The organism is Solibacillus sp. FSL W7-1472 (genome assembly GCF_037969775.1).
Lineage (GTDB): Bacteria > Bacillota > Bacilli > Bacillales_A > Planococcaceae > Solibacillus > Solibacillus silvestris.
In genome coordinates, this window is the sequence record NZ_CP150208.1 from 2,879,777 (window position 1) to 2,900,735 (window position 20,959).

The 20,959-nt window shown below is 40.5% G+C and carries 18 protein-coding genes, 33 tRNA genes, 1 pseudogene and 1 riboswitch; of the genes and pseudogenes, 5 read left to right on the plus strand and 47 right to left on the minus strand.

The features are described from left to right. Nucleotides 1-56 precede the first annotated feature (56 nt). Nucleotides 57-172: riboswitch (SAM riboswitch) on the minus strand. A gap of 199 nt (nucleotides 173-371) precedes the next feature. Further along, on the plus strand, nucleotides 372-1,958 hold the full coding sequence (pckA, locus tag MKY07_RS14270; RefSeq protein ID WP_008408153.1) for a phosphoenolpyruvate carboxykinase (ATP): 1,587 nt from the start codon (nucleotides 372-374) through the stop codon (nucleotides 1,956-1,958). Between the two features lie 110 nt (nucleotides 1,959-2,068). Here pckA and MKY07_RS14275 read toward each other — a convergent pair whose 3' ends face one another. The 4 genes from MKY07_RS14275 to MKY07_RS14290 all read right to left on the minus strand — a co-directional run bounded on the left by MKY07_RS14275 (nucleotide 2,069) and on the right by MKY07_RS14290 (nucleotide 4,269). Beyond that, nucleotides 2,069-2,872, minus strand: a complete 804-nt coding sequence (locus tag MKY07_RS14275; protein ID WP_014823066.1) for a prolyl oligopeptidase family serine peptidase — start codon at nucleotides 2,870-2,872, stop codon at nucleotides 2,069-2,071. Beyond that, nucleotides 2,856-3,323 carry an NUDIX domain-containing protein gene (locus MKY07_RS14280; RefSeq protein ID WP_014823065.1) on the minus strand — a complete coding sequence of 156 codons (468 nt, stop codon included), beginning with the start codon at nucleotides 3,321-3,323 and terminating at the stop codon, nucleotides 2,856-2,858. Before MKY07_RS14280 ends, MKY07_RS14275 begins: the two co-directional genes overlap by 17 nt. Before the next feature lie 65 nt (nucleotides 3,324-3,388). Beyond that, nucleotides 3,389-3,697 carry a transposase gene (locus MKY07_RS14285; RefSeq protein WP_014823064.1) on the minus strand — a complete coding sequence of 103 codons (309 nt, stop codon included), beginning with the start codon at nucleotides 3,695-3,697 and terminating at the stop codon, nucleotides 3,389-3,391. Nucleotides 3,698-3,825: 128 nt separating this feature from the next. After that, nucleotides 3,826-4,269 carry a DNA starvation/stationary phase protection protein gene (locus MKY07_RS14290; protein ID WP_014823063.1) on the minus strand — a complete coding sequence of 148 codons (444 nt, stop codon included), beginning with the start codon at nucleotides 4,267-4,269 and terminating at the stop codon, nucleotides 3,826-3,828. 203 nt (nucleotides 4,270-4,472) lie between these two features. Between MKY07_RS14290 and MKY07_RS14295 the strand changes: the two genes are divergently transcribed. From MKY07_RS14295 to MKY07_RS14305, 3 genes are all read left to right on the plus strand, one after another. Further along, nucleotides 4,473-4,631 carry a hypothetical protein gene (locus MKY07_RS14295; protein WP_014823062.1) on the plus strand — a complete coding sequence of 53 codons (159 nt, stop codon included), beginning with the start codon at nucleotides 4,473-4,475 and terminating at the stop codon, nucleotides 4,629-4,631. After that, entirely contained in the window at nucleotides 4,628-4,861 is a 234-nt protein-coding gene (gene yidD, locus MKY07_RS14300) for a membrane protein insertion efficiency factor YidD (protein ID WP_065215473.1), read from the plus strand. The genes MKY07_RS14295 and yidD overlap by 4 nt, the downstream gene beginning before the upstream one ends. A gap of 103 nt (nucleotides 4,862-4,964) precedes the next feature. Further along, entirely contained in the window at nucleotides 4,965-5,951 is a 987-nt protein-coding gene (locus MKY07_RS14305; RefSeq protein ID WP_014823061.1) for a zinc ABC transporter substrate-binding protein, read from the plus strand. 51 nt (nucleotides 5,952-6,002) lie between these two features. Here the strand turns inward: MKY07_RS14305 and MKY07_RS14310 are convergent. From MKY07_RS14310 to MKY07_RS14340, 7 genes and pseudogenes are all read right to left on the minus strand, one after another. Beyond that, nucleotides 6,003-6,869, minus strand: a pseudogene (locus tag MKY07_RS14310) (IS3 family transposase); the annotation flags it as partial. Further along, nucleotides 6,830-7,390, minus strand: coding sequence for a helix-turn-helix domain-containing protein (locus tag MKY07_RS14315; protein WP_339262563.1), 561 nt, complete (start codon nucleotides 7,388-7,390; stop codon nucleotides 6,830-6,832). The pseudogene MKY07_RS14310 and the gene MKY07_RS14315, both read right to left, overlap by 40 nt. A gap of 87 nt (nucleotides 7,391-7,477) precedes the next feature. Then, the gene (locus MKY07_RS14320; protein ID WP_014823060.1) at nucleotides 7,478-8,914 is read right to left on the minus strand and encodes an o-succinylbenzoate--CoA ligase; all 1,437 of its coding nucleotides are present in this window, start codon (nucleotides 8,912-8,914) and stop codon (nucleotides 7,478-7,480) included. Between the two features lie 78 nt (nucleotides 8,915-8,992). Further along, nucleotides 8,993-9,817, minus strand: coding sequence for a 1,4-dihydroxy-2-naphthoyl-CoA synthase (menB, locus tag MKY07_RS14325; RefSeq protein ID WP_014823059.1), 825 nt, complete (start codon nucleotides 9,815-9,817; stop codon nucleotides 8,993-8,995). Between the two features lie 21 nt (nucleotides 9,818-9,838). Next, nucleotides 9,839-10,651 (minus strand): 2-succinyl-6-hydroxy-2,4-cyclohexadiene-1-carboxylate synthase, encoded by an 813-nt coding sequence (menH, locus tag MKY07_RS14330; protein ID WP_014823058.1) that lies wholly within the window; start codon nucleotides 10,649-10,651, stop codon nucleotides 9,839-9,841. After that, complete coding sequence (gene menD / locus MKY07_RS14335; RefSeq protein ID WP_014823057.1) at nucleotides 10,633-12,366, minus strand: 2-succinyl-5-enolpyruvyl-6-hydroxy-3-cyclohexene-1-carboxylic-acid synthase; 1,734 nt, start codon at nucleotides 12,364-12,366, stop codon at nucleotides 10,633-10,635. Before menD ends, menH begins: the two co-directional genes overlap by 19 nt. Next, nucleotides 12,359-13,741 (minus strand): isochorismate synthase, encoded by a 1,383-nt coding sequence (locus MKY07_RS14340; RefSeq protein ID WP_014823056.1) that lies wholly within the window; start codon nucleotides 13,739-13,741, stop codon nucleotides 12,359-12,361. Before MKY07_RS14340 ends, menD begins: the two co-directional genes overlap by 8 nt. A 242-nt stretch (nucleotides 13,742-13,983) precedes the next feature. On the opposite strand from MKY07_RS14340, the gene MKY07_RS14345 reads away from it, so the two are divergent. Next, a complete protein-coding gene (locus MKY07_RS14345) occupies nucleotides 13,984-14,901 on the plus strand; it encodes a 1,4-dihydroxy-2-naphthoate polyprenyltransferase (protein ID WP_014823055.1) in 918 nt (305 codons plus the stop codon). A 41-nt stretch (nucleotides 14,902-14,942) separates the two neighbouring features. Here the strand turns inward: MKY07_RS14345 and MKY07_RS14350 are convergent, their stop codons facing one another. From MKY07_RS14350 to MKY07_RS14525, 36 genes are all read right to left on the minus strand, one after another. Further along, nucleotides 14,943-15,287 carry a TraR/DksA C4-type zinc finger protein gene (locus MKY07_RS14350; protein WP_008408136.1) on the minus strand — a complete coding sequence of 115 codons (345 nt, stop codon included), beginning with the start codon at nucleotides 15,285-15,287 and terminating at the stop codon, nucleotides 14,943-14,945. Nucleotides 15,288-15,350: 63 nt separating this feature from the next. Then, nucleotides 15,351-16,109 (minus strand): MerR family transcriptional regulator, encoded by a 759-nt coding sequence (locus MKY07_RS14355; protein WP_014823054.1) that lies wholly within the window; start codon nucleotides 16,107-16,109, stop codon nucleotides 15,351-15,353. 87 nt (nucleotides 16,110-16,196) lie between these two features. Next, a complete protein-coding gene (locus tag MKY07_RS14360) occupies nucleotides 16,197-16,823 on the minus strand; it encodes an NUDIX domain-containing protein (protein WP_008408132.1) in 627 nt (208 codons plus the stop codon). A gap of 77 nt (nucleotides 16,824-16,900) precedes the next feature. Continuing rightward, nucleotides 16,901-16,972: transfer RNA gene (locus MKY07_RS14365), tRNA-Glu, on the minus strand. 2 nt (nucleotides 16,973-16,974) lie between these two features. After that, nucleotides 16,975-17,065: transfer RNA gene (locus MKY07_RS14370), tRNA-Ser, on the minus strand. Between the two features lie 13 nt (nucleotides 17,066-17,078). Continuing rightward, nucleotides 17,079-17,154: transfer RNA gene (locus tag MKY07_RS14375), tRNA-Asn, on the minus strand. Nucleotides 17,155-17,163: 9 nt separating this feature from the next. Then, nucleotides 17,164-17,240 (minus strand) — tRNA-Ile (locus MKY07_RS14380). Nucleotides 17,241-17,251: 11 nt separating this feature from the next. After that, nucleotides 17,252-17,325, minus strand: a tRNA-Gly gene (locus MKY07_RS14385). Nucleotides 17,326-17,328: 3 nt separating this feature from the next. Continuing rightward, nucleotides 17,329-17,404, minus strand: a tRNA-Phe gene (locus tag MKY07_RS14390). A 5-nt stretch (nucleotides 17,405-17,409) separates the two neighbouring features. After that, nucleotides 17,410-17,485: transfer RNA gene (locus tag MKY07_RS14395), tRNA-Asp, on the minus strand. A 3-nt stretch (nucleotides 17,486-17,488) separates the two neighbouring features. Beyond that, nucleotides 17,489-17,563 (minus strand) — tRNA-Met (locus MKY07_RS14400). Between the two features lie 45 nt (nucleotides 17,564-17,608). Further along, nucleotides 17,609-17,701 (minus strand) — tRNA-Ser (locus MKY07_RS14405). 20 nt (nucleotides 17,702-17,721) lie between these two features. Further along, nucleotides 17,722-17,798 (minus strand) — tRNA-Ile (locus MKY07_RS14410). A 7-nt stretch (nucleotides 17,799-17,805) separates the two neighbouring features. Further along, a tRNA-Met gene (locus MKY07_RS14415) sits at nucleotides 17,806-17,879 on the minus strand. 26 nt (nucleotides 17,880-17,905) lie between these two features. Then, nucleotides 17,906-17,981: transfer RNA gene (locus MKY07_RS14420), tRNA-Ala, on the minus strand. Nucleotides 17,982-17,989: 8 nt separating this feature from the next. After that, nucleotides 17,990-18,066, minus strand: a tRNA-Pro gene (locus tag MKY07_RS14425). Nucleotides 18,067-18,074: 8 nt separating this feature from the next. Beyond that, nucleotides 18,075-18,151 (minus strand) — tRNA-Arg (locus MKY07_RS14430). Between the two features lie 19 nt (nucleotides 18,152-18,170). After that, nucleotides 18,171-18,259, minus strand: a tRNA-Leu gene (locus MKY07_RS14435). 6 nt (nucleotides 18,260-18,265) lie between these two features. Then, a tRNA-Gly gene (locus MKY07_RS14440) sits at nucleotides 18,266-18,340 on the minus strand. 45 nt (nucleotides 18,341-18,385) lie between these two features. Continuing rightward, a tRNA-Leu gene (locus tag MKY07_RS14445) sits at nucleotides 18,386-18,470 on the minus strand. Nucleotides 18,471-18,486: 16 nt separating this feature from the next. Further along, nucleotides 18,487-18,562 (minus strand) — tRNA-Lys (locus MKY07_RS14450). Between the two features lie 6 nt (nucleotides 18,563-18,568). Beyond that, nucleotides 18,569-18,644, minus strand: a tRNA-Thr gene (locus tag MKY07_RS14455). A 9-nt stretch (nucleotides 18,645-18,653) separates the two neighbouring features. Then, a tRNA-Val gene (locus MKY07_RS14460) sits at nucleotides 18,654-18,729 on the minus strand. Between the two features lie 1,064 nt (nucleotides 18,730-19,793). Then, nucleotides 19,794-19,865 (minus strand) — tRNA-Glu (locus MKY07_RS14465). A gap of 2 nt (nucleotides 19,866-19,867) precedes the next feature. Further along, nucleotides 19,868-19,958, minus strand: a tRNA-Ser gene (locus tag MKY07_RS14470). Nucleotides 19,959-19,971: 13 nt separating this feature from the next. Then, nucleotides 19,972-20,047, minus strand: a tRNA-Asn gene (locus MKY07_RS14475). A 9-nt stretch (nucleotides 20,048-20,056) separates the two neighbouring features. Further along, nucleotides 20,057-20,133, minus strand: a tRNA-Ile gene (locus MKY07_RS14480). An 11-nt stretch (nucleotides 20,134-20,144) separates the two neighbouring features. Then, nucleotides 20,145-20,218: transfer RNA gene (locus MKY07_RS14485), tRNA-Gly, on the minus strand. Between the two features lie 3 nt (nucleotides 20,219-20,221). Further along, nucleotides 20,222-20,297 (minus strand) — tRNA-Phe (locus tag MKY07_RS14490). Between the two features lie 5 nt (nucleotides 20,298-20,302). Beyond that, nucleotides 20,303-20,378: transfer RNA gene (locus tag MKY07_RS14495), tRNA-Asp, on the minus strand. Nucleotides 20,379-20,381: 3 nt separating this feature from the next. Further along, a tRNA-Met gene (locus MKY07_RS14500) sits at nucleotides 20,382-20,456 on the minus strand. A 45-nt stretch (nucleotides 20,457-20,501) separates the two neighbouring features. Further along, nucleotides 20,502-20,594: transfer RNA gene (locus tag MKY07_RS14505), tRNA-Ser, on the minus strand. Nucleotides 20,595-20,614: 20 nt separating this feature from the next. Continuing rightward, nucleotides 20,615-20,691, minus strand: a tRNA-Ile gene (locus MKY07_RS14510). Nucleotides 20,692-20,698: 7 nt separating this feature from the next. Next, nucleotides 20,699-20,772, minus strand: a tRNA-Met gene (locus tag MKY07_RS14515). 26 nt (nucleotides 20,773-20,798) lie between these two features. Beyond that, nucleotides 20,799-20,874: transfer RNA gene (locus MKY07_RS14520), tRNA-Ala, on the minus strand. A gap of 8 nt (nucleotides 20,875-20,882) precedes the next feature. Then, nucleotides 20,883-20,959: transfer RNA gene (locus tag MKY07_RS14525), tRNA-Pro, on the minus strand.

Sequence of the window (20,959 nt, forward strand, 5' to 3'; positions counted from 1 at the left end):
CTCATAGCCGTGTTCATCACACGTGAGGAAAGGATATTACGTTTCGTTACCTTTCACTCTTATCGTTCAAGGGAATTTTTGCCCTTGCATCAGGTTGGCACCAACACGTATAAAATATACGCAGGTTGCCGGGTTTCATAGGGCCTGCCCCTCCACCAGCTCGGGATAAGAGTATCCGTTCAATTAAACATCTTACGCAAAAAAACAAGTGCTGTCAACAAATTTTGACGTATTTCGCAATGTTTAAAATTCCGGAAAAAATAATTTGCAATTAGTATAGATTATTTCACTTAATGTGTTATACTATTTTTGAATTAGGAATCAACTCCCCTCTATAAGGGAATACTATAAAAAAGGATGGTATTTAATAGATGAATTCGGTAGAAATTGCTAACGAGCTGAAAGAACTTTTAAACGGGGAAAACATCAAAACTCAATTATCTGTTCCACAATTAGTTGAAAAAGCTACATCACGCGGAGAAGCCGTGCTGACTGTTGAAGGTGCATTACGTGCCCAAACAGGAAAATACACTGGCCGTTCTCCAAAAGATAAATATATAGTAAAAGAAGAAATTTGCAACAATAAAATCGATTGGGGCAAAGTTAACCGTCCGATTTCTGCAGAGGTATTTGATAAACTTTATGTGAAAGTTGTAAATTACTTAAAAGAACGTGACGAGTTATATGTATTCAACGGTTTTGCAGGTGCAGACAAAGAGTCTCAATTATCCATTAAAGTAATTAATGAATATGCTTGGCATAATCTATTCTGTCATCAATTGTTCATCCGCCCAACAGCAGACGAATTGGCTAAACATGTTGCCGAGTTTACAATCGTATCTGCGCCAAACTTCAAAGCAGATCCTGAAGTAGACGGTACAGGATCGGAAACATTCATTATAACATCTATTGAAAAGAAAATCATCTTAATCGGCGGAACTGAGTACGCAGGTGAAATGAAGAAGTCAATCTTCGGTATTATGAACTACTTATTGCCTGAACAAGGTATCTTCCCAATGCATTGCTCTGCAAACGTTGGTGAAGGTGGCGATGTTGCATTATTCTTCGGTCTATCTGGTACGGGAAAAACAACTTTATCTGCTGATAAAGATCGTAAATTAATCGGTGACGATGAGCACGGTTGGTCTGATAACGGCGTATTCAACATTGAAGGTGGATGCTATGCAAAAACAATCAACCTATCTGCTGAAAATGAGCCGGAAATTTATAATGCAATTCGCTTTGGTTCAGTACTGGAAAACGTTGCGGTAGATCCTGAAACACGCGAATGCGACTATGCTGACGGTTCATTAACAGAAAATACACGTGTCGCTTACCCTATCGACTATATTGACAATATTGTGTTACCATCAGTAGCAGGTCATCCAAATACAATCGTCTTCTTAACAGCCGATGCATTTGGTGTATTACCTCCTATTTCTAAATTGACAAAAGAGCAGGCAATGTATCACTTCCTAAGTGGTTTCACATCAAAACTTGCCGGCACAGAACGTGGTGTAACAGAGCCAGAACCAGTATTCTCTACATGCTTCGGTTCTCCATTCCTACCGCTTGCTGCAACAGTTTATGCAGAGCAATTAGGTAAGAAAATTGATGAGCACGGTTCACAAGTTTTCCTAGTAAACACTGGTTGGACTGGTGGCGAATATGGTGTAGGCAGCCGTATGAAGCTTTCTTATACACGTGCAATGGTTCGTGCTGCAATCGATGGTAAATTAAATAACGTTGAGACAACTCAAGATGCAGTATTTGGATTAAACATTCCAGTAGCCGTTGAAGGTGTACCATCTAGCGTATTAAATCCTCGTGATGCATGGGCAGATAAAGCTGCATATGACAAAAAAGCTGCTGAACTTGCTGATCTGTTCAAAAATAACTTCACGAAATTCGAGAATGTTGATGAAGCAATCGTTCAAAAAGGCGGCCCATTAGTATAATTTACTAATGACCAACTTTATTCAATCAAAAACAAACAGCATTTTCCTCTATGGGGAAAATGCTGTTTTTACTTTGTATAAAATAAGGTTTTCCCTTATTATTTTTTTTCCTAGTTCTGTTCAGACTTCTTACTTTCTTGGCGTTTCATCCAATTACATAAGTTTTTCACAGTGTCACGGTTCAAGTCTGGAGGATAATGATGCTTTAATCCGGATGAGAACCATGTCTCAACAGATTTTCCTTCCTTTTTTAAGTACTGCTCTAGTTTATAGGCATGCTCAATATCCACATGCTGATCTTCTGTACCATGAATTATGAGTACCGGAGTTTGAAGTTTTTCGATTTCAAGTAGTGGTGTCCGGTCATCATAGTTTTCCGGTACTTTATTTGGTGTACCGCCAACAATCCTTTTCAAGCCGCGCCGCATATCCACCCGCTCCCAATATGTTGCTGTCGCATCCGATACACCTGCCCATGTTACGAGCGATTTAATATCATCACGTAAAATCGCTGTCCACAATACCATTAATCCACCACGGGAAAAACCATACAGATTCACTTTGTCCACTTGAATAAAATGCTTCAGTACTTCTATACCGTTAATTGCATCATAACGGTCATCACCGGCAAATTCATCCTTACCTTCTCCCCCGCGATTTCCGCGATAGTACGGAGCAAATACTACAAAGCCTTGCATCGCAAATTGGGCAATACGTGCCGGTCTCACCATACCGATTGATTGGAGCCCCCCACGCAAATATAAAAGCGCTTCATATGTACCAGCCGCTTGTGGACGTGCCAATAATCCTTTTACACGCAGGCCTTGTGACCAATACGTAATTTCATCTAATCGGATATGGGGATTCGGTGATGGGTAATTGCGTATCGAAAAAATCTTACCATTGTCGTTCATGATTTTTCACTTCCTGCAACATCTTTTTCATTCCTGCATCCCGCATATAGAAACTTAAATTCGGCTGCTTCCACAAATCCTCTTCTGTCAGCCATAACATGCCTTCTGTTTCATGATCTCCTGTAAAAGGTTCAATGTCCTTTACTTTGGCAGTAAAAACCGCTTTGCAAAAGGGAATGTCATCATGCACGATGTAGTAGGCAAACCATTTTACATCTTCTATTACAACATTTGCTTCTTCATAAACTTCACGGATAGCCGCTTCGTATAATGTCTCTCCAGGCTCCTGCTTGCCTCCGGGAAACTCAACACCACGACGGTGATGAATCGTACATAACCATTTCCCTTCATATTGTACAAGGGCCAATACATGCTTAGGTTCAACTTCGAAAGGACCTTCATCAAATCTTAAATCTACTTTTAAATTATTTTCATCGATAAATGTAAACATCTTTTCGCTCAACTCCTCTTATTAGTGTAACGAACAGATGTCTACGGTTCAATCAAATCGCCTAATTATCGAGTAAAGTATGGCAGTTGCTCGACGAACTTTTTCGCTTCCTCGTCTCCAAATTCATGAATCAGGGCATATACCTTTTTAAGTCGGTGGTCGATTTCATGATTTAATCTGTCCAAATGATATGGAATAAACGGCATATGTGCACGGAAAGCATTTGACGCTTCCAGATGTTGCATCTGATTAAACAGCTTCATAAATACACGGGCCTTTTGCGGTTCCATTTTTAAAACAAATTCATACGAAGATCCAGGATGCAAATTGCATGTTAAATTGGCAACGGATACATAAACATTATTTTTTTCCATTATTCTCACCTCATATTTAAGGTGGACTGCAATAAAATCATTTATACATTGGAAGCATATATCGTGCAGTCATTCCATCAAATGATTAATAAAAAAACGACCCCAAAACGGAGTCGTTTTATCCAATATTAGTTGCCTAAATAAGCATTTAACATCCATGTATGCTTTTCAAGGCTTTGGAATTGAGCATTCAGTAAATCCTCTGTACGGTCATCGCCTTCTTCTGAAGCTGTTTCCATTGCCTTATTTAAAGCTCCCATAATTGTTTTGAAGTCTTCGATTAATTTAGAAACCATTTCCTCTGTTTCTTCTTTTCCTGAAGCCTCTTCAATTAGAGAAAGTTCTAAATGTTCCTTTAATGTTGCAACAGGCTTGCCGCCCTTCGTTAAAATACGTTCTGCAATTTCATCTAAATTTAAAGTTACTTCGTTGTAAAGCTCTTCAAATTTGACGTGTAATGTAAAGAATGATGGTCCGTTTACATACCAGTGGTAATTATGTAACTTCGTGTACATTACCGACCATGTTGCTACTAAATCATTTAATTGTGTGTTTAATTGTTTCTTTGCCATTTGTCCTTCACCTCATAAATTATATTTAAAACTTCGATAACGAAATTTTAATCCTGATATAAAATCTTTCTATTGCTTATATTTTTAGAAATGTATCATTGCTTGTATTATATCCGTTATCCGACTTCTTAAAACATTTAGTTCAATCATTCTTCACACTCACCGCAGGTTTTTCCTGTAAAATGGAAGTTGAGGTGAAAAAAATGAGCTTACCTATTGTATTGATTATTATCTTAACGATAATGGGTATTTTTGCATTCTCTATTATTTTACTTGCCCGGAAAAACAGCGTATCATTAAAGCAAACCGATGATTCCAAACCAATCCGGACTTATAAAAATGGAGAGCAAAAACAGCAATGAAAAAACTATTTATCGGATTAATTCGTCTTTACCAAAAATATATTTCGCCTATGACGCCACCATCTTGCCGGTTCCACCCGACTTGTTCGAGCTATGGAATTGAAGCAATTCAAAAACATGGTGCAATAAAAGGATCGATCATGACGATCATTCGAATCATAAAATGTCAGCCGCTTCATCCTGGTGGCTTCGATCCTGTTCCAGAAAAATGGCCTTCGAAAAAAAAATAATTTTCGAAGGCTTTTTATATTGTTTTTTTTTATTGAATCCTGTATGATTGAAAATGTTCAAAAATACAAATCGTAATAATTACTATTTAAGGAGATTTAATTAATGAAAAAATGGTTTTCAATCATTTCGATGTTTACACTTGTTTTATTATTAGCTGCCTGCAATGCAGATGATACGAAAAAAGACACAAACGAATCACAGCAAAAGGAAGATGCCCTTTCTGTTTATACAACCGTTTACCCATTGCAGTATTTTACGGAACAAATCGGTGGAGAGTTTGTTGATGTTTCTTCCATTTATCCTGCAGGTGCAAATGAACATTCGTTTGAACCAACTCAAAAGGATATGATGGCGTTAGCAGATGCAGATTTATTTTTCTACATTGGTCTTGGTTTAGAAGGTTTTGTTGAAAATGCGCAAAAGACTTTGGCAAATGAAGACGTAAAATTAGTTGCTACAGCTGCCAATGTAACGGAAGATCAGCTTCATATTTCCACAGGACATACACATGCTGAGCATGAGGAACATGATGACCACGGACATGAAGAAGAACACGCACACGAAGAACACGATGCGCATGTATGGTTATCCCCAATTATTTCACAGCAGTTAGCTTTAACGATTAAAGATGAACTAGTTAAAGCCTTACCGGAACACGAAGCAACATTCAATTCAAATTACGAGCAATTAGTAACAGATCTTGCGGCATTGCACTCAGACTTTGAAGAAATTGCTGCAGCTACTACGAAAAAAACATTCTTTGTATCGCATGCTGCATTCGGCTACATTGCGGGACATTACGGCTTCAATCAAGTACCTGTAGCTGGTTTAAATTCGCAAAGTGAGCCTTCACAAAAGGAATTAACGGCAATTGTTGATTTAGCAAATAAAGAAAATATCCAATATATTTTCTTTGAACAAAATGTTTCTTCAAAATTAACGGAAATTATTCAAAAGGAAGTTAATGCAGAAACGTTAACGTTGCATAATTTAAGTGTTTTAACGAAGGAAGATATCCAAAACAACGAAGACTACTTTACGTTAATGCGTAAAAATATGGATGTCCTCAAGCAAGCTTTGAGCAATTAATCATTTAAAAAGGTCCAAGCAGGTAGTGACCCCTTAAAGTTAGAGTTTTTATTATGCTGCTAATTGGCTGGCATGTTTTCGGTAATTTACCGGACTCATGCCGGCCAGTTTTTGTTTAATACGAACATTATTATAATAATGGATATACTCATTTATTTTCTTTTGTAATGCTTCATAAGAGATGATTTGTTCTCCATAATACATTTCCTGTTTTAGTAAGCTAAAGAAGTTCTCCATGGCCGCATTGTCGGCGCATGTTGCTTTACGAGACATACTTTGAAAAATCCTGTTCTGTCTTAATGTTCTCACCCATGTATTGTGTTGGTAGTGCCAGCCTTGATCGGAATGAATTGTTGTCCGATATTCTGCGCGCTTTTGAATAATTGGTAGTGCTTGTCTAAGTGAATTTAACACAAAATCTAGGCTCGGCCGTTTTGACATACTAAACCCAATAATTTCACCATTAAATAAATCCATGATCGGACTTAAATATAATTTTTCATCATCTGTACATTTAAATTCAGTTACATCAGTCACCAATTTTTGAAGGGCATATGACGTTCTGAATCTACGATTCAAAAGGTTTTTAGCGACTTTTCCAACTGTTCCTTTGTAGGATTTATAGCGTGATTTACGTATGAATTTTACACATTTCAACCCTAGGTTTTTCATAATTCGTTGTACCTTTTTATGATTAATTATGTGTCCTTGCACTCTTAATTCCGCATGAATTCGGCGGTAGCCATATCGCCCCTTATGTTGTTCAAAAGTCTCTAAAATCAAGGCTTTCCACTCTAAATCTGGATCTTTTTGCCTCATCAGTTTGATATGATAATGATACGTTGCTTCAGGAATATCCACTTGTTTTAAAATATCTTTTAATCGAAATCCTTCTTGTTTAAGTTCGAATGCGATGGCAGCTTGTGCTTTTCGAGGAAGGCATCTGGATTCTCCCGAAAAGCCTTCAACTTTTTTAAATAAGCTACCTCTAAACGAAGCAGTTCATTTTCGCGTTCTAGCTGCTCCTCACGTGACATTGTTTTTTCTTGGTTATTCACTGTTGATTTTTGTTTCTTAGACATGGATGGGCGCCCCTTTGGTTTTCTTTGCAGGCCCTCTATCCCTTCTTTTAAAAACCGATGATACCAACTAGCAACTAAAGTTGGATCATTCAAGTTAAAATGAATCGCAGTATCTTGATGGGAAGCACCTGTTCGTTTCATATAGCTTAATACATCTAATTTAAATTGAACAGAATAAAACTGCTTCGTTTTCTTAACAGATAGGCCACTACATCCAAACTCTTTATAAGCACGTACCCATTTCCTTAACGGTGTAGCACCGACTGCATATTTCTTCGCGATCGCTCGATATCCTAGTGAGCCACTTAAATATTCTTGAACCACCATCAATTTAAATTCTTCATTAAATTTAGTCATAAAAAATCACCCCAAAGGTTAGTTTTTTACTCTAACTTTTGGGGTGCAGCACCGCATTCATTATGCTTGGGCCTTTTTATCTCCTCATCACTCTTCCAGCAGCTGCATCAACTTTCTTCTTAGCAGTTTATTGGAACCGCTTCGAGGTAAATGACTGACGAAGTGAACATGTTTCGGGACTTTATAATTTGCTAAGTGCTGTGCGCAAAATTTGATGATTTCTTGTTCTGTCATCTGATTTTTTGCAACAATAAAGGCAACAGGGACTTGCCCCCATTTGTCATGCTCCATTCCGCACACACCTGCCTCTTTTACGTTCGGGTGACCGAGCAATAAATTTTCAATTTCAGCCGGATAAATATTTTCTCCGCCTGAAATAATTAAATCACTACGACGATCAACGACAAATAGATACCCTTGTTCATCCAAATAACCAACATCTCCTGTATGAAGCCAGCCATTGATGGTTGTCGGTTTGTCTTTAAAGCGGCCAATATATTTCGGCGTGACATGAGGTCCGCGGATTAATATTTCACCAATGAATTCCCCGTCTTTTGCATCAATTTTAATTTCATTGAAAAACAGCGGTTTGCCGGCAGATCCGATATGTGTCATTGCATCCTCGTTTGCCAGTGTTGCGGTTTGCGAAGACGTTTCTGTCATACCGTAAGTTTGGGCAACACACAAGTCCAGTTCTTCTGATCGTTTTAAATAATCGATCGGTACTGGACCGCCACCTGCTAATGCGACTGTGAAATTGGGATGTGCTTTTTTACCAGCCTGCTCCATTTCGGAAAGTATATTTTCGAGGATGACCGAAACGACTGACATTTTCGTAACGGTACCTTCCATAATTTCCTGTGCACATTTTTTAGCATCAAATTTTTCATATAAACGTATTTTCATCCCATATAGCAATGAACGGACGACAATCGAAAAACCACTTATATGAAAAATTGGAACAGTACAAAGCCATGTATCCTTCTCTGAAATGCCTAAATTCAATGCTGAGCTGATTGCACTTGAACTATGGTTTGAAACGGTTTGGCAAACTCCCTTCGGAAATCCAGTTGTCCCGGATGTATACATAATCGTCAAAGCAAAATCCTCATTCCACTGTGCTGCAATATCATATTCCGACTCCGTTGTCTTATAAAGCTTCGAAAATGGGATGATTCGGTCATCATCAGGAAGTTTGACAAGCTCTTCATCGGCGACTAATATCGCATCTACTTCAGCATCTTCAACTTGATACGCAAGCTCCTGCTTTGCCAGTCTGCCATTCAGCAGTACCATTTCGCATTGTGCTTGCATACATGCATACAGCAGTTCGATTAAAGGCGGTGTAGATGGTGCTAAAATAGCCACCCGTTTTCCATTCGTTAAACGAAGTGTATTTAATTTATAAGCTAACCTAACAGACTGTAAATAAAGCTCGTTAAACGTCCATTGCTCGTCATGAAAGCTCAGTGCAACCCGATTTGGTGTTAAATAGGCTCGTTGCTTGATCCAGTTTGGCTGCATCCTTTTTCCCTCCTATCGTAAAGAAAAGGGATGTCCAAAGTTTTCGGACATCCCTTTTGAATTATTATAACGAACAAATCAAGGGAAACGTGGGAATTGACCGAAGTCTGGTTTACGTTTCTCTTTAAATGCATCGCGGCCTTCTTTTGCTTCATCTGTTGTGTAGTATAGAAGTGTCGCATCACCAGCAAGTTGTTGGATACCAGCTAAGCCGTCTGTATCTGCATTCATTGCAGCTTTTAAGAAACGTAATGCTGTTGGCGACATTTCAAGCATCTCTTCACACCATTTTACTGTTTCATCTTCTAATTGCTCATATGGTACTACTGTGTTTACTAAGCCCATTTCAAGTGCTTGCTGCGCATCGTATTGACGGCATAAGTACCAGATTTCACGAGCCTTTTTGTGTCCTACGATACGTGCTAAGTAACCTGAGCCGTAACCAGCATCGAATGAACCGACTTTAGGTCCTGTTTGACCGAAACGTGCATTTTCTGCAGCGATTGTTAAGTCACATACTACGTGCAATACGTGCCCGCCGCCGATTGCATAACCTGCTACCATCGCTACAACCGGTTTAGGAATTTTACGGATTAACGTTTGTAAGTCTAATACGTTTAAGCGAGGAATCTGGTCATCGCCTACATAACCGCCATGACCGCGTACTTTTTGGTCGCCGCCAGAGCAGAATGCATGCTCGCCTTCACCTGTTAAAATAATTACGCCCACACGCTCATCATCACGAGCACGTGAGAAAGCATCGATCATTTCCGCTGTTGTTTTTGGGCGGAAAGCGTTGCGAACTTCTGGACGGTTAATCGTAATTTTTGCGATCCCGTTATAATATTCATACTTAATATCTTCGTAAGTATGTAAAGATGTCCATAGACGTTGCTTTGTCATATATATTGCCTCCTATTTCGGTTATGAAATCGTTTCCTTTACTATTGTAGCAAACTTTGTCGGATTTTCCACATGAATTGCGTGGCCAACTGCTGGAATTATAAGATGATTTGCTTTTTTTATATGCTCTTGCATTTCAATGTTTAATTGAATGAATTTTCCATCACGCTGTCCGGTAACAAGTGTCACAGGCATCGTTAATGTATTAAGCTTACCCCAAAGTTCAGGCATTACACCTGTCCCCATCCCGCGCAGACTGTTTGCAAGGCCGATTTCACTTTGTTGCATTCGCTCTGTTCGAATTTCCTGCTGTACTACTGCAGGAAGACTTTTTTGAGAAGCAAATAGCGGTATATTTTCCCACTTGGTTACGAATGATTCAATCCCATTCGCGAGTATCTTTTCAGCGAGTGTATCATCCGCCTGCTTTCGTATACTACGCTCCTGGTCATCTTTTAAACCCGGAGAAGCACTTTCCAACAGTAAATGCTCGATTGCAGCCGGGTAGCGAACTGCATAGCTCAATGCTACACGCCCCCCCATCGAATAGCCTACCAGCGAGAAAGTATCAAGCTGTAAGTGATGGAAAAGTTCATGCAGCAGTTCCACTTGAAAATCCATAGAGTAAAATTCAACAGTAGCCGGAGCCGCTGTTTTACCGTGTCCGATTAAATCAACGGCAATACATCTGATGTTTGACGGCAGTTGCGAAACTATCTTTTTCCAAGTAATTGTGCTCCCAGTAAAACCGTGGAGAAATACAATTGTCTGAGTTGCCTGTTCATTCCACTGATCTATATTTACATCCTGGCCTTTTACAGTGAATCGAGCCATTGTTCCATCACCTCATGAATACGCGCCCATAACTCACGGTGCTGCTTTACATTCTCATCACGATCTGTGAAAGCTTCGATTAGTTTAATCGGTGTTTGTTTATCTGCTATTAATGCATTCTTAAATTGTTCCAATGATGTGGCTTTTTCGTAATCCAGCTCATACATTTTGGCCATTTGTTCGAATGTCAATGCAGTCGGTGTACCGAAGAGATCTTCATAATGCTCTTCTACCTTCGATTGCGGTAAATAAGAGAAAATTCCGCCACCGTCATTATTCATGACAATTACCGTTAAATCACATTCCTGATAACGGCTTGCAACAAATGCATTTGCATCATGTAAAAATGCCAGATCGCCAATTAATAAATAGGTTTTGCGGTTTTTGCGACCATTACTGAAACCAAGTGCTGTAGATGTTACCCCATCAATTCCATTTGCTCCGCGGTTTGCAAAAATTTGAACAGGGCGATTTTGTGTAAGTAAAAACGTATCAATATCACGGATTGGCATACTGCTGCTGACATAAATGTCGGCGTCTTCCTCAATACTTGTCAGGAATGCCTGTACCATTGCTCCTTCATCATCAGCAAATTGACTGTACTTTTCAATGACATCAGCTGCAAGTAAATCTGCCATTTTCCAAAATTGAACGTACGCCATTTCTGCTTGAGAATTTGCTAATTTCAGCTCCGATAGCCATTCTCCAGGTAACGCATGAATGAAATGTGTCGACATATGAGTAGAATCCCTATACATCGGATCTTCATCGATAACAATATAGCTTTGCGGATTTGCCTGTACGATAAACTGCATTAAAAATTTTGATACAGGCTGTGCACCGAATCGAATGACCGTTTGTGGTCGGACATTTCTTTTGAAGCGTTCATTTTTCATCAATGTATCATATGTAGAAATCGCATATATTTGGCAATCTTCCGGTATTTCTGTGCGCAGGTTCGATAAGCTTTCAATCATTACCGGCCATTTCACTTCACGAATAAAATCCCATAAATATTCTGTGTTCGTTCCTAGCGGCAATTCCCCTACAATCAGAATTCCTGTCGTTGTTTGTTCGATGATTGCTGTCAGCTTTGCCACCGCTTGTTTAGCAGGCTGAAGTTCATTTGTATAGCTTTTAATAAAGCTTGAAACCGGCAATTTATCGGTAAAGTCAATGATTAGCGGTTCACGGAACGGTATATTTAGATGAACAGGTCCAAACGGTGCGGTCGTTGCAATGTTTACCGCACGCACTGTGTGTCGTTCGATAAACGGAATCGTTTGCGGTGCCTCATCCGGAATCGGGAATTCTGCCGACCATTTAACATTATCGCCGTATAGCCGTACTTGATTGATCGTCTGTGGTGCTCCTACTTCTCGCAATTCATGCGGACGGTCTGCTGTTAAAACAATTAACGGTACACGTGCATATTTTGCTTCGACAATGGCAGGATAGTAATTGGCCGCTGCTGTTCCTGATGTACATACAAGCACGACTGGTTTCGCAGTTGATTTAGCTAAGCCTAGCGCGTAAAAGGCTGCCGCTCTTTCATCGACTTGACGATGCATTTCGATTTCCTTTGTTGAGGCAAATGCATAGGCAAGCGGTGTAGAGCGAGAGCCGGGACTTACGACAACCTGCTCTACACCAGAAGCTACTAACGCTGACACAATCGTATAAACATATTTGGATAGTACTTCACGTTCATTCATGTAATTGGCCTCCTAAAGCTCGAAGCATTGGACGGAATTTAACGAGTGTCTCTTCATATTCCGATTGTGCTTCCGAATCTTCGACAATTCCTCCGCCTGCATATAAATACGCTTTATCCTGTACTAATGCTGCCGAGCGAATCGCTACCGCAAACTCGCCATTTCCGTCAGCATCGAGCCAGCCGATTGGCGCTGCATACAGCCCTCGGTTCATCGGTTCATATGTCCGGATTATTTCCATTGCCTGTTCACGCGGAACTCCGCCTAAAGCAGGTGTTGGATGCAAATGTTTCACAAGCTGCAAAATTGTTGCATCTTCATTTAACTGTCCTTCAACAGGTGTATATAAATGCTGAATATCACGGATTTTTAATAACTTCGGTCCATGAGGTACCTTTACTTTTGAACAATTCTTTTTGAAGGTGTCGGTAATCATCTCAACAACATAGTGATGCTCACCAAGGTTTTTCAAATCGCTCAGTAACGTTCTTCCAAGTTCCTCATCGGCTTCAGCTGTTGTTCCGCGCTTAATCGAACCTGCCACACATGAAGAATAGGCACGTCCGTTGTCTACCTTTACTAACCGTTCCGGTGATGCGCCGTAAAATAGTAAGTCACCATGCTCTAAGCCAAACAAATAACTTTCCGGCTGCTCATGTACGACATGCGACAAAATTTGCGGAGAAGTGATCGTTTCCTTAAATTGCAATGCTAAAGATCGTGCAATGACAACCTTTTGCGCTTCATTTGCTTTGATTAAGCTCGTTACCTTATTGATGGAATTCAAATATTCCTTCTTATACGGTTCCATATAGCTTGTCATCGTCGGCTTCGCATAAGTTTTAACTTCCTTCACTTGTGCTGCATGAATGAGCTCGTCACGTTCTTTACGAAGTGCTTCAAACGTTGTTGCGCTGTTTTCCTCGTCCGTAATATAGTTTATTGTGACATAAGCTTTATCATTGCGAATAACTAACTGATGTGTTGCGACAGTAAAGTAGCTTTGCGGGAAGTTTGTCCATTCTGCTGAAACTTCATTTTGTGGATCAAAAGTAAAGCCGCCAAAAAGGATTGGCTGCAGATGCTGATCTTCCTCTATGATTTGACTCGTCAGTTTTTTCCATTCATGTTCTACTAAATCGAAACGAGCGTCAGACGCATTGTTTGCAATTGTATAGGCATGTCCTAAACCAACCAATGTGAATGTTTTTTCACGATTTTGCCAGTAGTTTCGTTTTCCTTTATATTTCGATTCGCCTGCCGCAAAAAATGCCAATGCGGACAAACGGCTTACTTCGATTGTTTCCATATAAAAAATTTGCTTTGAATTTGAGCCTACTTCTATTTCAGTGGCGTTGTACCACTTGTGTTGCATGAAAATTCCCTCCGTCATGTTGCAAATTCACTAAGTATGATGCAAGTATAGCGTTATTTTAATACGTGCTTGAATTTTTATATAATTTGCTCTTTTTTTTTGCGTTCGCGCAGTAAATAATACCTTCTTATCATAACATTTTTCGAGCAAACGTTACATGTATTGTCCCTTCACTCTGTTCAATTTGTTTTATTTGCATTACAATAGTTTAGATAATTGTATTTAGTTAGGAGCGTTTTTTTATGACAAAAGTCGTTGAAGCGGACAAGGGAATTAAAGTTTGGTGGCATTTAACACGTCCCCACACATTAACAGCTTCATTTGTACCGGTATTATTAGGTACGTCGATGGCACTTTCAATAAATCATGAAACAGTTCATTTTGGCTTGTTTTTTGCAATGCTAATTGCCAGTATGCTAATACAGGCTGCAACAAATATGTTCAATGAATATTATGATTATAAACTTGGCCTGGATAATGAAAACTCCGTCGGTATTGGTGGCACAATCGTCCGACATGGTGTAGCACCAAAAACAATTATGGCTATTGCGCTAAGCTTTTACGGCATTGCAATGCTATTAGGTGTTTACATATGTGCCATGACATCCTGGTGGCTAGTTGCTGTCGGACTTGTATGTATGCTGATTGGCTATTTGTATACTGGAGGACCGTACCCGATTGCTTATTCACCATTCGGGGAGTTAGTTTCAGGGGCAGTAATGGGTATGGGTATTGTTCTAATTGCCTTCTTTATTCAAACAGGTGATGTGACAGCTGATGCTGTAATTATCTCTGTGCCGAGTATGATTCTAGTTGGGGCAATTATGCTTTCTAATAATATCCGGGATATTGTAGGAGATACTGAAGGCGGGCGTAAAACAATGGCTATATTGGTTGGCCGACATAACGCTGTTACAGTACTTGCTGGTTTCTTTATTGTTTCGTATATTTGGATTGCTGGCCTTGTAATTCTAGGTCATTTGACACCATGGGCACTGCTTGTATTATTAAGTGTGAAAAAACCGATTGAAGCGATTAAATTATTCAGAGCAAAAGAAAAACCGCTCGAAGTAATGCCGGCCATGAAATACACAGCCCAAACAAACACGATTTTCGGTTTCTTGTTGGCTGTTGGTTTATTAGTTTCATATTTCATTTAAAACTAAAAGAGGTATGTTGAATAATCAACATACCTCTTTTACTATTCCATAACCTCATCAACATGATCAATACATGTTAAAGCTGTCGGAATTGCTTCTAAACGCTCAAAAGGAATCTCTTTCCCGCATACGATACATTCCCCGTATGTGCCTTCATCCATTGCATTTAAAGCTGTTTGAATTCTTTCAATTTCATCTTCTTTCAATTCATTTAGTGTTTTTTCGGTAACAATTGTCGTTAAATCGGTCGCTGCATCTGCTGGATGATTGTCAACTGCAGTTATTTCTGTATCTTCAACAGCTGGTTCTTCATTAACATGCTCCTGCAAAGTTGCAAGCTCCTCTTCTAAAATACTACGTAAATGGTGTAATTGATTGATATCCATATAAAATCCCCCTTTTTCCATTAATAAAATATTACCTATATGAGGATTTTTAAACATCTTTTCTTATTTATTTGCTGCATAAGCAACGATAACATCATGCAAAAATTGTGTAGCACCTGGCCCTACCCGGTCATCATAGTAAGCAGTAAACCGTTCATCGCTTACATACATTTGTGCTAGGCCTATATGTGCTTCTGGGGTATACTTTGCCCAGGAGAAGCTTAGCCAGCGTTTATGAAGCTCTGCTGCTTCCATTGCAACGTCTGACGTTACATCGCCGGACGCCATCGCTTCTTTTAATCGTTCAAACAGTTGTTGTTCCAATTGCTGCATTGCATTATATTGCTCTTCAGTCATCTCTTTAAATTTTTTATTGCTCGCTTCCACTTTAGCTTCACCGTATTTATTACGTATTTCCTCACCGTAGCTCTTTTCATTTTCTTCGATTAGATTGTTTTTAAACACGTCAAATTTCTGTTCATTTGTCATCTTAAGTTCCCCTTCCATCGTTTGGATTGTTTGTTCTATCGTTTTCAGTAAGTCATCAATATGTCGTCTTTTCTTTAGTAATAGCTCGAATTGTTTTTTTAGCTCTTCTTTTACTTCATAATCTGGATGATCGAGCAGTTTTTTTATTTCCTCTAACTTAAAATCCAGCTCCCGGTAAAAAAGTATTTGCTGTAACCGGTCAATATCTTTTTGGCTATATTTTCGGTAGCCATTTTCTGCAATCGTAGAAGGCATCAGCAAACCGATTTCATCGTAATATCGTAGTGTGCGTGCACTCACACCAGATAGCTTGACTAGTTCGTTTATTAACAATTGATCACCTCCTAATTAGTACTATAAAGGTTGACGTAACGTGAAGGTCAATAGATATTATAAAAAAAAAAGCTAACCTAAGTTTTTTCAGGTTGCTTCAATTAATATCTTTTCCAATCTCGGGATAAACTCGTGCAAATAGCTTTCAGGTAATGCTGACATTTGTTCTAATCCGATCTGTTTCACTTCATAATGACGTATATCATTTTCGTATTTATAACCGGATACTTCAATTTCCTTTATTTTATGATTCGCAAGCAATATAAACTGTTTTAAGTTAGCAGAGTATATACCATCCAGTTCTTCTCTTTGAATTGAAAACTTCTCAAGACCACCTGTTAATTCATAAACAAATACATTTGCAAACTCATAATCCTTTATTTTTTCATTATCTATACTGTACGGAATGACTCCAAGTGACGTTAATTGCGAAAACATGACCTTAACCCCTACTTCTTCCTTTAATTCGCGTATACCATCTTCAATTGTCTCCGTTGCCAGTATATGACCAGCTGCCGTAATATCAAATTGGTTTGGATAATCCTTTTTATTTTTGCTACGCAGCTGTAAATAAATACGCCATTCAGAATCTACTTTTTCAATAATCCAGCAATGAAACACTTCATGCCAATAACCTTTTGCATGAACGAGATGACGTTGTTCAATGCCCGTTTCCTTATAAAATTGATCAAATACTTTTAAACGCTCATTCATAAGCTCTTCTCCCTTTTATACAAAAAAACGCCAAGTACATTGTAATAAGTACTTAGCGTTTTTCGTCTTCCTATGTATGACCCGTACGGGATTCGAACCCGTGTTACCGCCGTGAAAGGGCGGTGTCTTAACCACTTGACCAACGGGCCGATGGCGGAGACAGAGGGATTTGAACCCTCGCGCCGCTTACGCGACCTACACCCTTAGCAGGGGCGCCTCTTCAGCCTCTTGAGTATGTCCCCAAAAATAGAAAAATGGCTCCGAAGGCAGGACTCGAACCTGCGACCTGCCGGTTAACAGCCGGATGCTCTACCAACTGAGCTACTTCGGAATAATACTATGGTGGGCCTAAATGGACTCGAACCATCGACCTCACGCTTATCAGGCGTGCGCTCTAACCAGCTGAGCTATAGGCCCTATTTAAAAACTGGAGCGGGTGATCGGAATCGAACCGACAACATCAGCTTGGAAGGCTGAGGTTTTACCACTAAACTACACCCGCATATGGTGGGTTTGGACGGAATCGAACCGCCGACACTTAGAGCTTCAATCTAATGCTCTACCAACTGAGCTACAAACCCACAAATGGCGGTCCCGACCGGGATCGAACCGGCGATCTCCTGCGTGACAGGCAGGCATGTTAACCGCTACACCACGGGACCATTTGGTTGCGGGGGCAGGACTTGAACCTGCGACCTTCGGGTTATGAGCCCGACGAGCTACCACTGCTCCACCCCGCGATAATATTATGTTTGAACCTGTTTTAAGTACCCAGTTTGTAAAAATGGAGGAGGTAGAGGGATTCGAACCCCCGCGCGGTGTTACCCGCCTGTCGGTTTTCAAGACCGATCCCTTCAGCCAGACTTGGGTATACCTCCGTTATATTTAATACGTTAACTGGTGGACCTTACAGGACTCGAACCTGTGACCGGACGGTTATGAGCCGTCTGCTCTAACCAACTGAGCTAAAGGTCCTTTAAGATGGCGGCAGAGGGAGTCGAACCCACGACCTTTCGGGTATGAACCGAGTGCTCTAGCCAACTGAGCTACACCGCCAGGATCTTTATTTTGGTTACAAATTATGGTGGAGCCTAGCGGGATCGAACCGCTGACCTCCTGCGTGCAAGGCAGGCGCTCTCCCAGCTGAGCTAAGGCCCCATAAATGATGGTCGGAATGACAGGATTCGAACCTACGACCCCTTGGTCCCAAACCAAGTGCTCTACCAAGCTGAGCTACATTCCGAAATAATATGGCGCGCCCGGCAGGAGTCGAACCCACAACCTTCTGATCCGTAGTCAGACGCTCTATCCAATTGAGCTACGGGCGCATATTGTTTATTTAAAAGATGGTGCCGAGGGCCGGAATCGAACCGGCACGGTGATCACTCACCGCAGGATTTTAAGTCCTGTGCGTCTGCCAGTTCCGCCACCCCGGCATTTTTTGGAGCGGAAGACGAGGTTCGAACTCGCGACCCCCACCTTGGCAAGGTGGTGTTCTACCACTGAACTACTTCCGCAAAATGCTTAAGATATTTTTACTCTGACAGTAATATGAAATTAAATGGTGCGGGTGAAGGGAGTCGAACCCCCACGCCTTGCGGCGCTAGATCCTAAGTCTAGTGCGTCTGCCAATTCCGCCACACCCGCTAAGCAGTATATAAACTGGTGAGCCATGAAGGACTCGAACCTTCGACCCTCTGATTAAAAGTCAGATGCTCTACCAACTGAGCTAATGGCTCTCTAAATGGTGCCGGCGAAAGGAGTCGAACCCTCGACCTACTGATTACAAGTCAGTTGCTCTACCAACTGAGCTACACCGGCATTTAGAAATGGTGGAGGATGACGGGCTCGAACCGCCGACCCCCTGCTTGTAAGGCAGGTGCTCTCCCAGCTGAGCTAATCCTCCAATGGGTATTTGCTGATTACACTTTCGTAACCGCATGTCCTATCTCTTAAGGACAAGATTTATATTATCATTACTTTTTTTATAATGCAATACCTTTTTTGAAATTATTTTTAAAAAATAAATTATTTTCTATTTTTTCCATGAACCAACTGAGATTGCTCATGAAAACGTTTACTTAGTATAACGAAATTCTAATATGTTTGTCTAATTTTATCAAGGCTTGTTTTTAATATTTATAAATCATTCTGATATAATTATTAATATTACTTATAAATATCAAGTGTTTTAGAATATACGACTACTTATTTATACATTTTATATACTGAAGCTGTCAAGAAAATGTCCGTACTTTTATCATTATTTTTTTTAAGTATTGATATAATGTACATTTTATTTATTTCCACCTATTGGTTTCTCAATATAGTCTTTATCTTTATGTTATTTTCATCATTTTTATTATTCTATAATAATTATTTCCGTGTTTAAATACGCTTAGAATTGCGCTATTTCATTAAATGATTTTGATGCATACCGCAGCCTTATTGGGATTCCACGATTCGGCCGTTAAATCCTTGTTATTTCACCTTTAAATTGCTTTTTACCATGTTCTTTAATGAACCGGGGATTTGATACCTCTATTTGAATTAATGATGGGAAATCCGATTAAAAAGCCCTCTAACATAGTGTCAACTAAACTTCTTGCATGCTCACAATCGACCTTCATTAAATAACCGGAAAATCTCTGCTTTCTTTTTCGCTCCTGCCTACTATCTTGTTCTCCCTTAATCCATGTTCCCTTCAACATAGTGATCGAGGATGTGCTTTTTCACGCAGTATCAATAAAACAATATAATCTTAAAGTAGATTCCGTTTGTGGGTTAATTGAATAAAAATATTTCAACACAGTTTTTTTATCTTTATTATAAAACAGCATAATATTGTGTAAGAAATTTCATCCCTTAAATTTAGCAGCATTGTTTATTATCTTAAGAGAGCTTTTACCGCAACAAAAAAACGCCAAGTACATTGTAATAAGTACTTAGCGTTTTTCGTCTTCCTATGTATGACCCGTACGGGATTCGAACCCGTGTTACCGCCGTGAAAGGGCGGTGTCTTAACCACTTGACCAACGGGCCGATGGCGGAGACAGAGGGATTTGAACCCTCGCGCCGCTTACGCGACCTACACCCTTAGCAGGGGCGCCTCTTCAGCCTCTTGAGTATGTCCCCAAAAATAGAAAAATGGCTCCGAAGGCAGGACTCGAACCTGCGACCTGCCGGTTAACAGCCGGATGCTCTACCAACTGAGCTACTTCGGAATAATACTATGGTGGGCCTAAATGGACTCGAACCATCGACCTCACGCTTATCAGGCGTGCGCTCTAACCAGCTGAGCTATAGGCCCTATTTAAAAACTGGAGCGGGTGATCGGAATCGAACCGACAACATCAGCTTGGAAGGCTGAGGTTTTACCACTAAACTACACCCGCATATGGTGGGTTTGGACGGAATCGAACCGCCGACACTTAGAGCTTCAATCTAATGCTCTACCAACTGAGCTACAAACCCACAAATGGCGGTCCCGACCGGGATCGAACCGGCGATCTCCTGCGTGACAGGCAGGCATGTTAACCGCTACACCACGGGACCATTTGGTTGCGGGGGCAGGACTTGAACCTGCGACCTTCGGGTTATGAGCCCGACGAGCTACCACTGCTCCACCCCGCGATAATATTATGTTTGAACCTGTTTTAAGTACCCAGTTTGTAAAAATGGAGGAGGTAGAGGGATTCGAACCCCCGCGCGGTGTTACCCGCCTGTCGGTTTTCAAGACCGATCCCTTCAGCCAGACTTGGGTATACCTCCGTTATATTTAATACGTTAACTGGTGGACCTTACAGGACTCGAACCTGTGACCGGACGGTTATGAGCCGTCTGCTCTAACCAACTGAGCTAAAGGTCCTTTAAGATGGCGGCAGAGGGAGTCGAACCCACGACCTTTCGGGTATGAACCGAGTGCTCTAGCCAACTGAGCTACACCGCCAGGATCTTTATTTTGGTTACAAATTATGGTGGAGCCTAGCGGGATCGAACCGCTGACCTCCTGCGTGCAAGGCAGGCGCTCTCCCAGCTGAGCTAAGGCCCCATAAATGATGGTCGGAATGACAGGATTCGAACCTACGACCCCTTGGTCCCAAACCAAGTGCTCTACCAAGCTGAGCTACATTCCG

Excerpts from the sequence above, each read along its gene's own strand:
- MKY07_RS14340 (WP_014823056.1), bottom strand. The coding sequence starts at position 13,741 with ATGCAACACAAGTGGTACAACGCCACTGAAATAGAAGTAGGCTCAAAT.
- MKY07_RS14285 (WP_014823064.1), bottom strand. The coding sequence starts at position 3,697 with ATGGAAAAAAATAATGTTTATGTATCCGTTGCCAATTTAACATGCAAT.
- MKY07_RS14360 (WP_008408132.1), bottom strand. The coding sequence starts at position 16,823 with ATGAATGAGCGTTTAAAAGTATTTGATCAATTTTATAAGGAAACGGGC.
- MKY07_RS14295 (WP_014823062.1), top strand. The coding sequence starts at position 4,473 with ATGAGCTTACCTATTGTATTGATTATTATCTTAACGATAATGGGTATT.
- MKY07_RS14345 (WP_014823055.1), top strand. The coding sequence starts at position 13,984 with ATGACAAAAGTCGTTGAAGCGGACAAGGGAATTAAAGTTTGGTGGCAT.
- MKY07_RS14315 (WP_339262563.1), bottom strand. The coding sequence starts at position 7,390 with ATGACTAAATTTAATGAAGAATTTAAATTGATGGTGGTTCAAGAATAT.
- menB (WP_014823059.1), bottom strand. The coding sequence starts at position 9,817 with ATGACAAAGCAACGTCTATGGACATCTTTACATACTTACGAAGATATT.
- MKY07_RS14275 (WP_014823066.1), bottom strand. The coding sequence starts at position 2,872 with ATGAACGACAATGGTAAGATTTTTTCGATACGCAATTACCCATCACCG.
- menH (WP_014823058.1), bottom strand. The coding sequence starts at position 10,651 with ATGGCTCGATTCACTGTAAAAGGCCAGGATGTAAATATAGATCAGTGG.
- yidD (WP_065215473.1), top strand. The coding sequence starts at position 4,628 with ATGAAAAAACTATTTATCGGATTAATTCGTCTTTACCAAAAATATATT.
- menD (WP_014823057.1), bottom strand. The coding sequence starts at position 12,366 with ATGAATGAACGTGAAGTACTATCCAAATATGTTTATACGATTGTGTCA.
- MKY07_RS14280 (WP_014823065.1), bottom strand. The coding sequence starts at position 3,323 with ATGTTTACATTTATCGATGAAAATAATTTAAAAGTAGATTTAAGATTT.
- MKY07_RS14305 (WP_014823061.1), top strand. The coding sequence starts at position 4,965 with ATGAAAAAATGGTTTTCAATCATTTCGATGTTTACACTTGTTTTATTA.
- pckA (WP_008408153.1), top strand. The coding sequence starts at position 372 with ATGAATTCGGTAGAAATTGCTAACGAGCTGAAAGAACTTTTAAACGGG.
- MKY07_RS14290 (WP_014823063.1), bottom strand. The coding sequence starts at position 4,269 with ATGGCAAAGAAACAATTAAACACACAATTAAATGATTTAGTAGCAACA.
- MKY07_RS14320 (WP_014823060.1), bottom strand. The coding sequence starts at position 8,914 with ATGCAGCCAAACTGGATCAAGCAACGAGCCTATTTAACACCAAATCGG.
- MKY07_RS14350 (WP_008408136.1), bottom strand. The coding sequence starts at position 15,287 with ATGGATATCAATCAATTACACCATTTACGTAGTATTTTAGAAGAGGAG.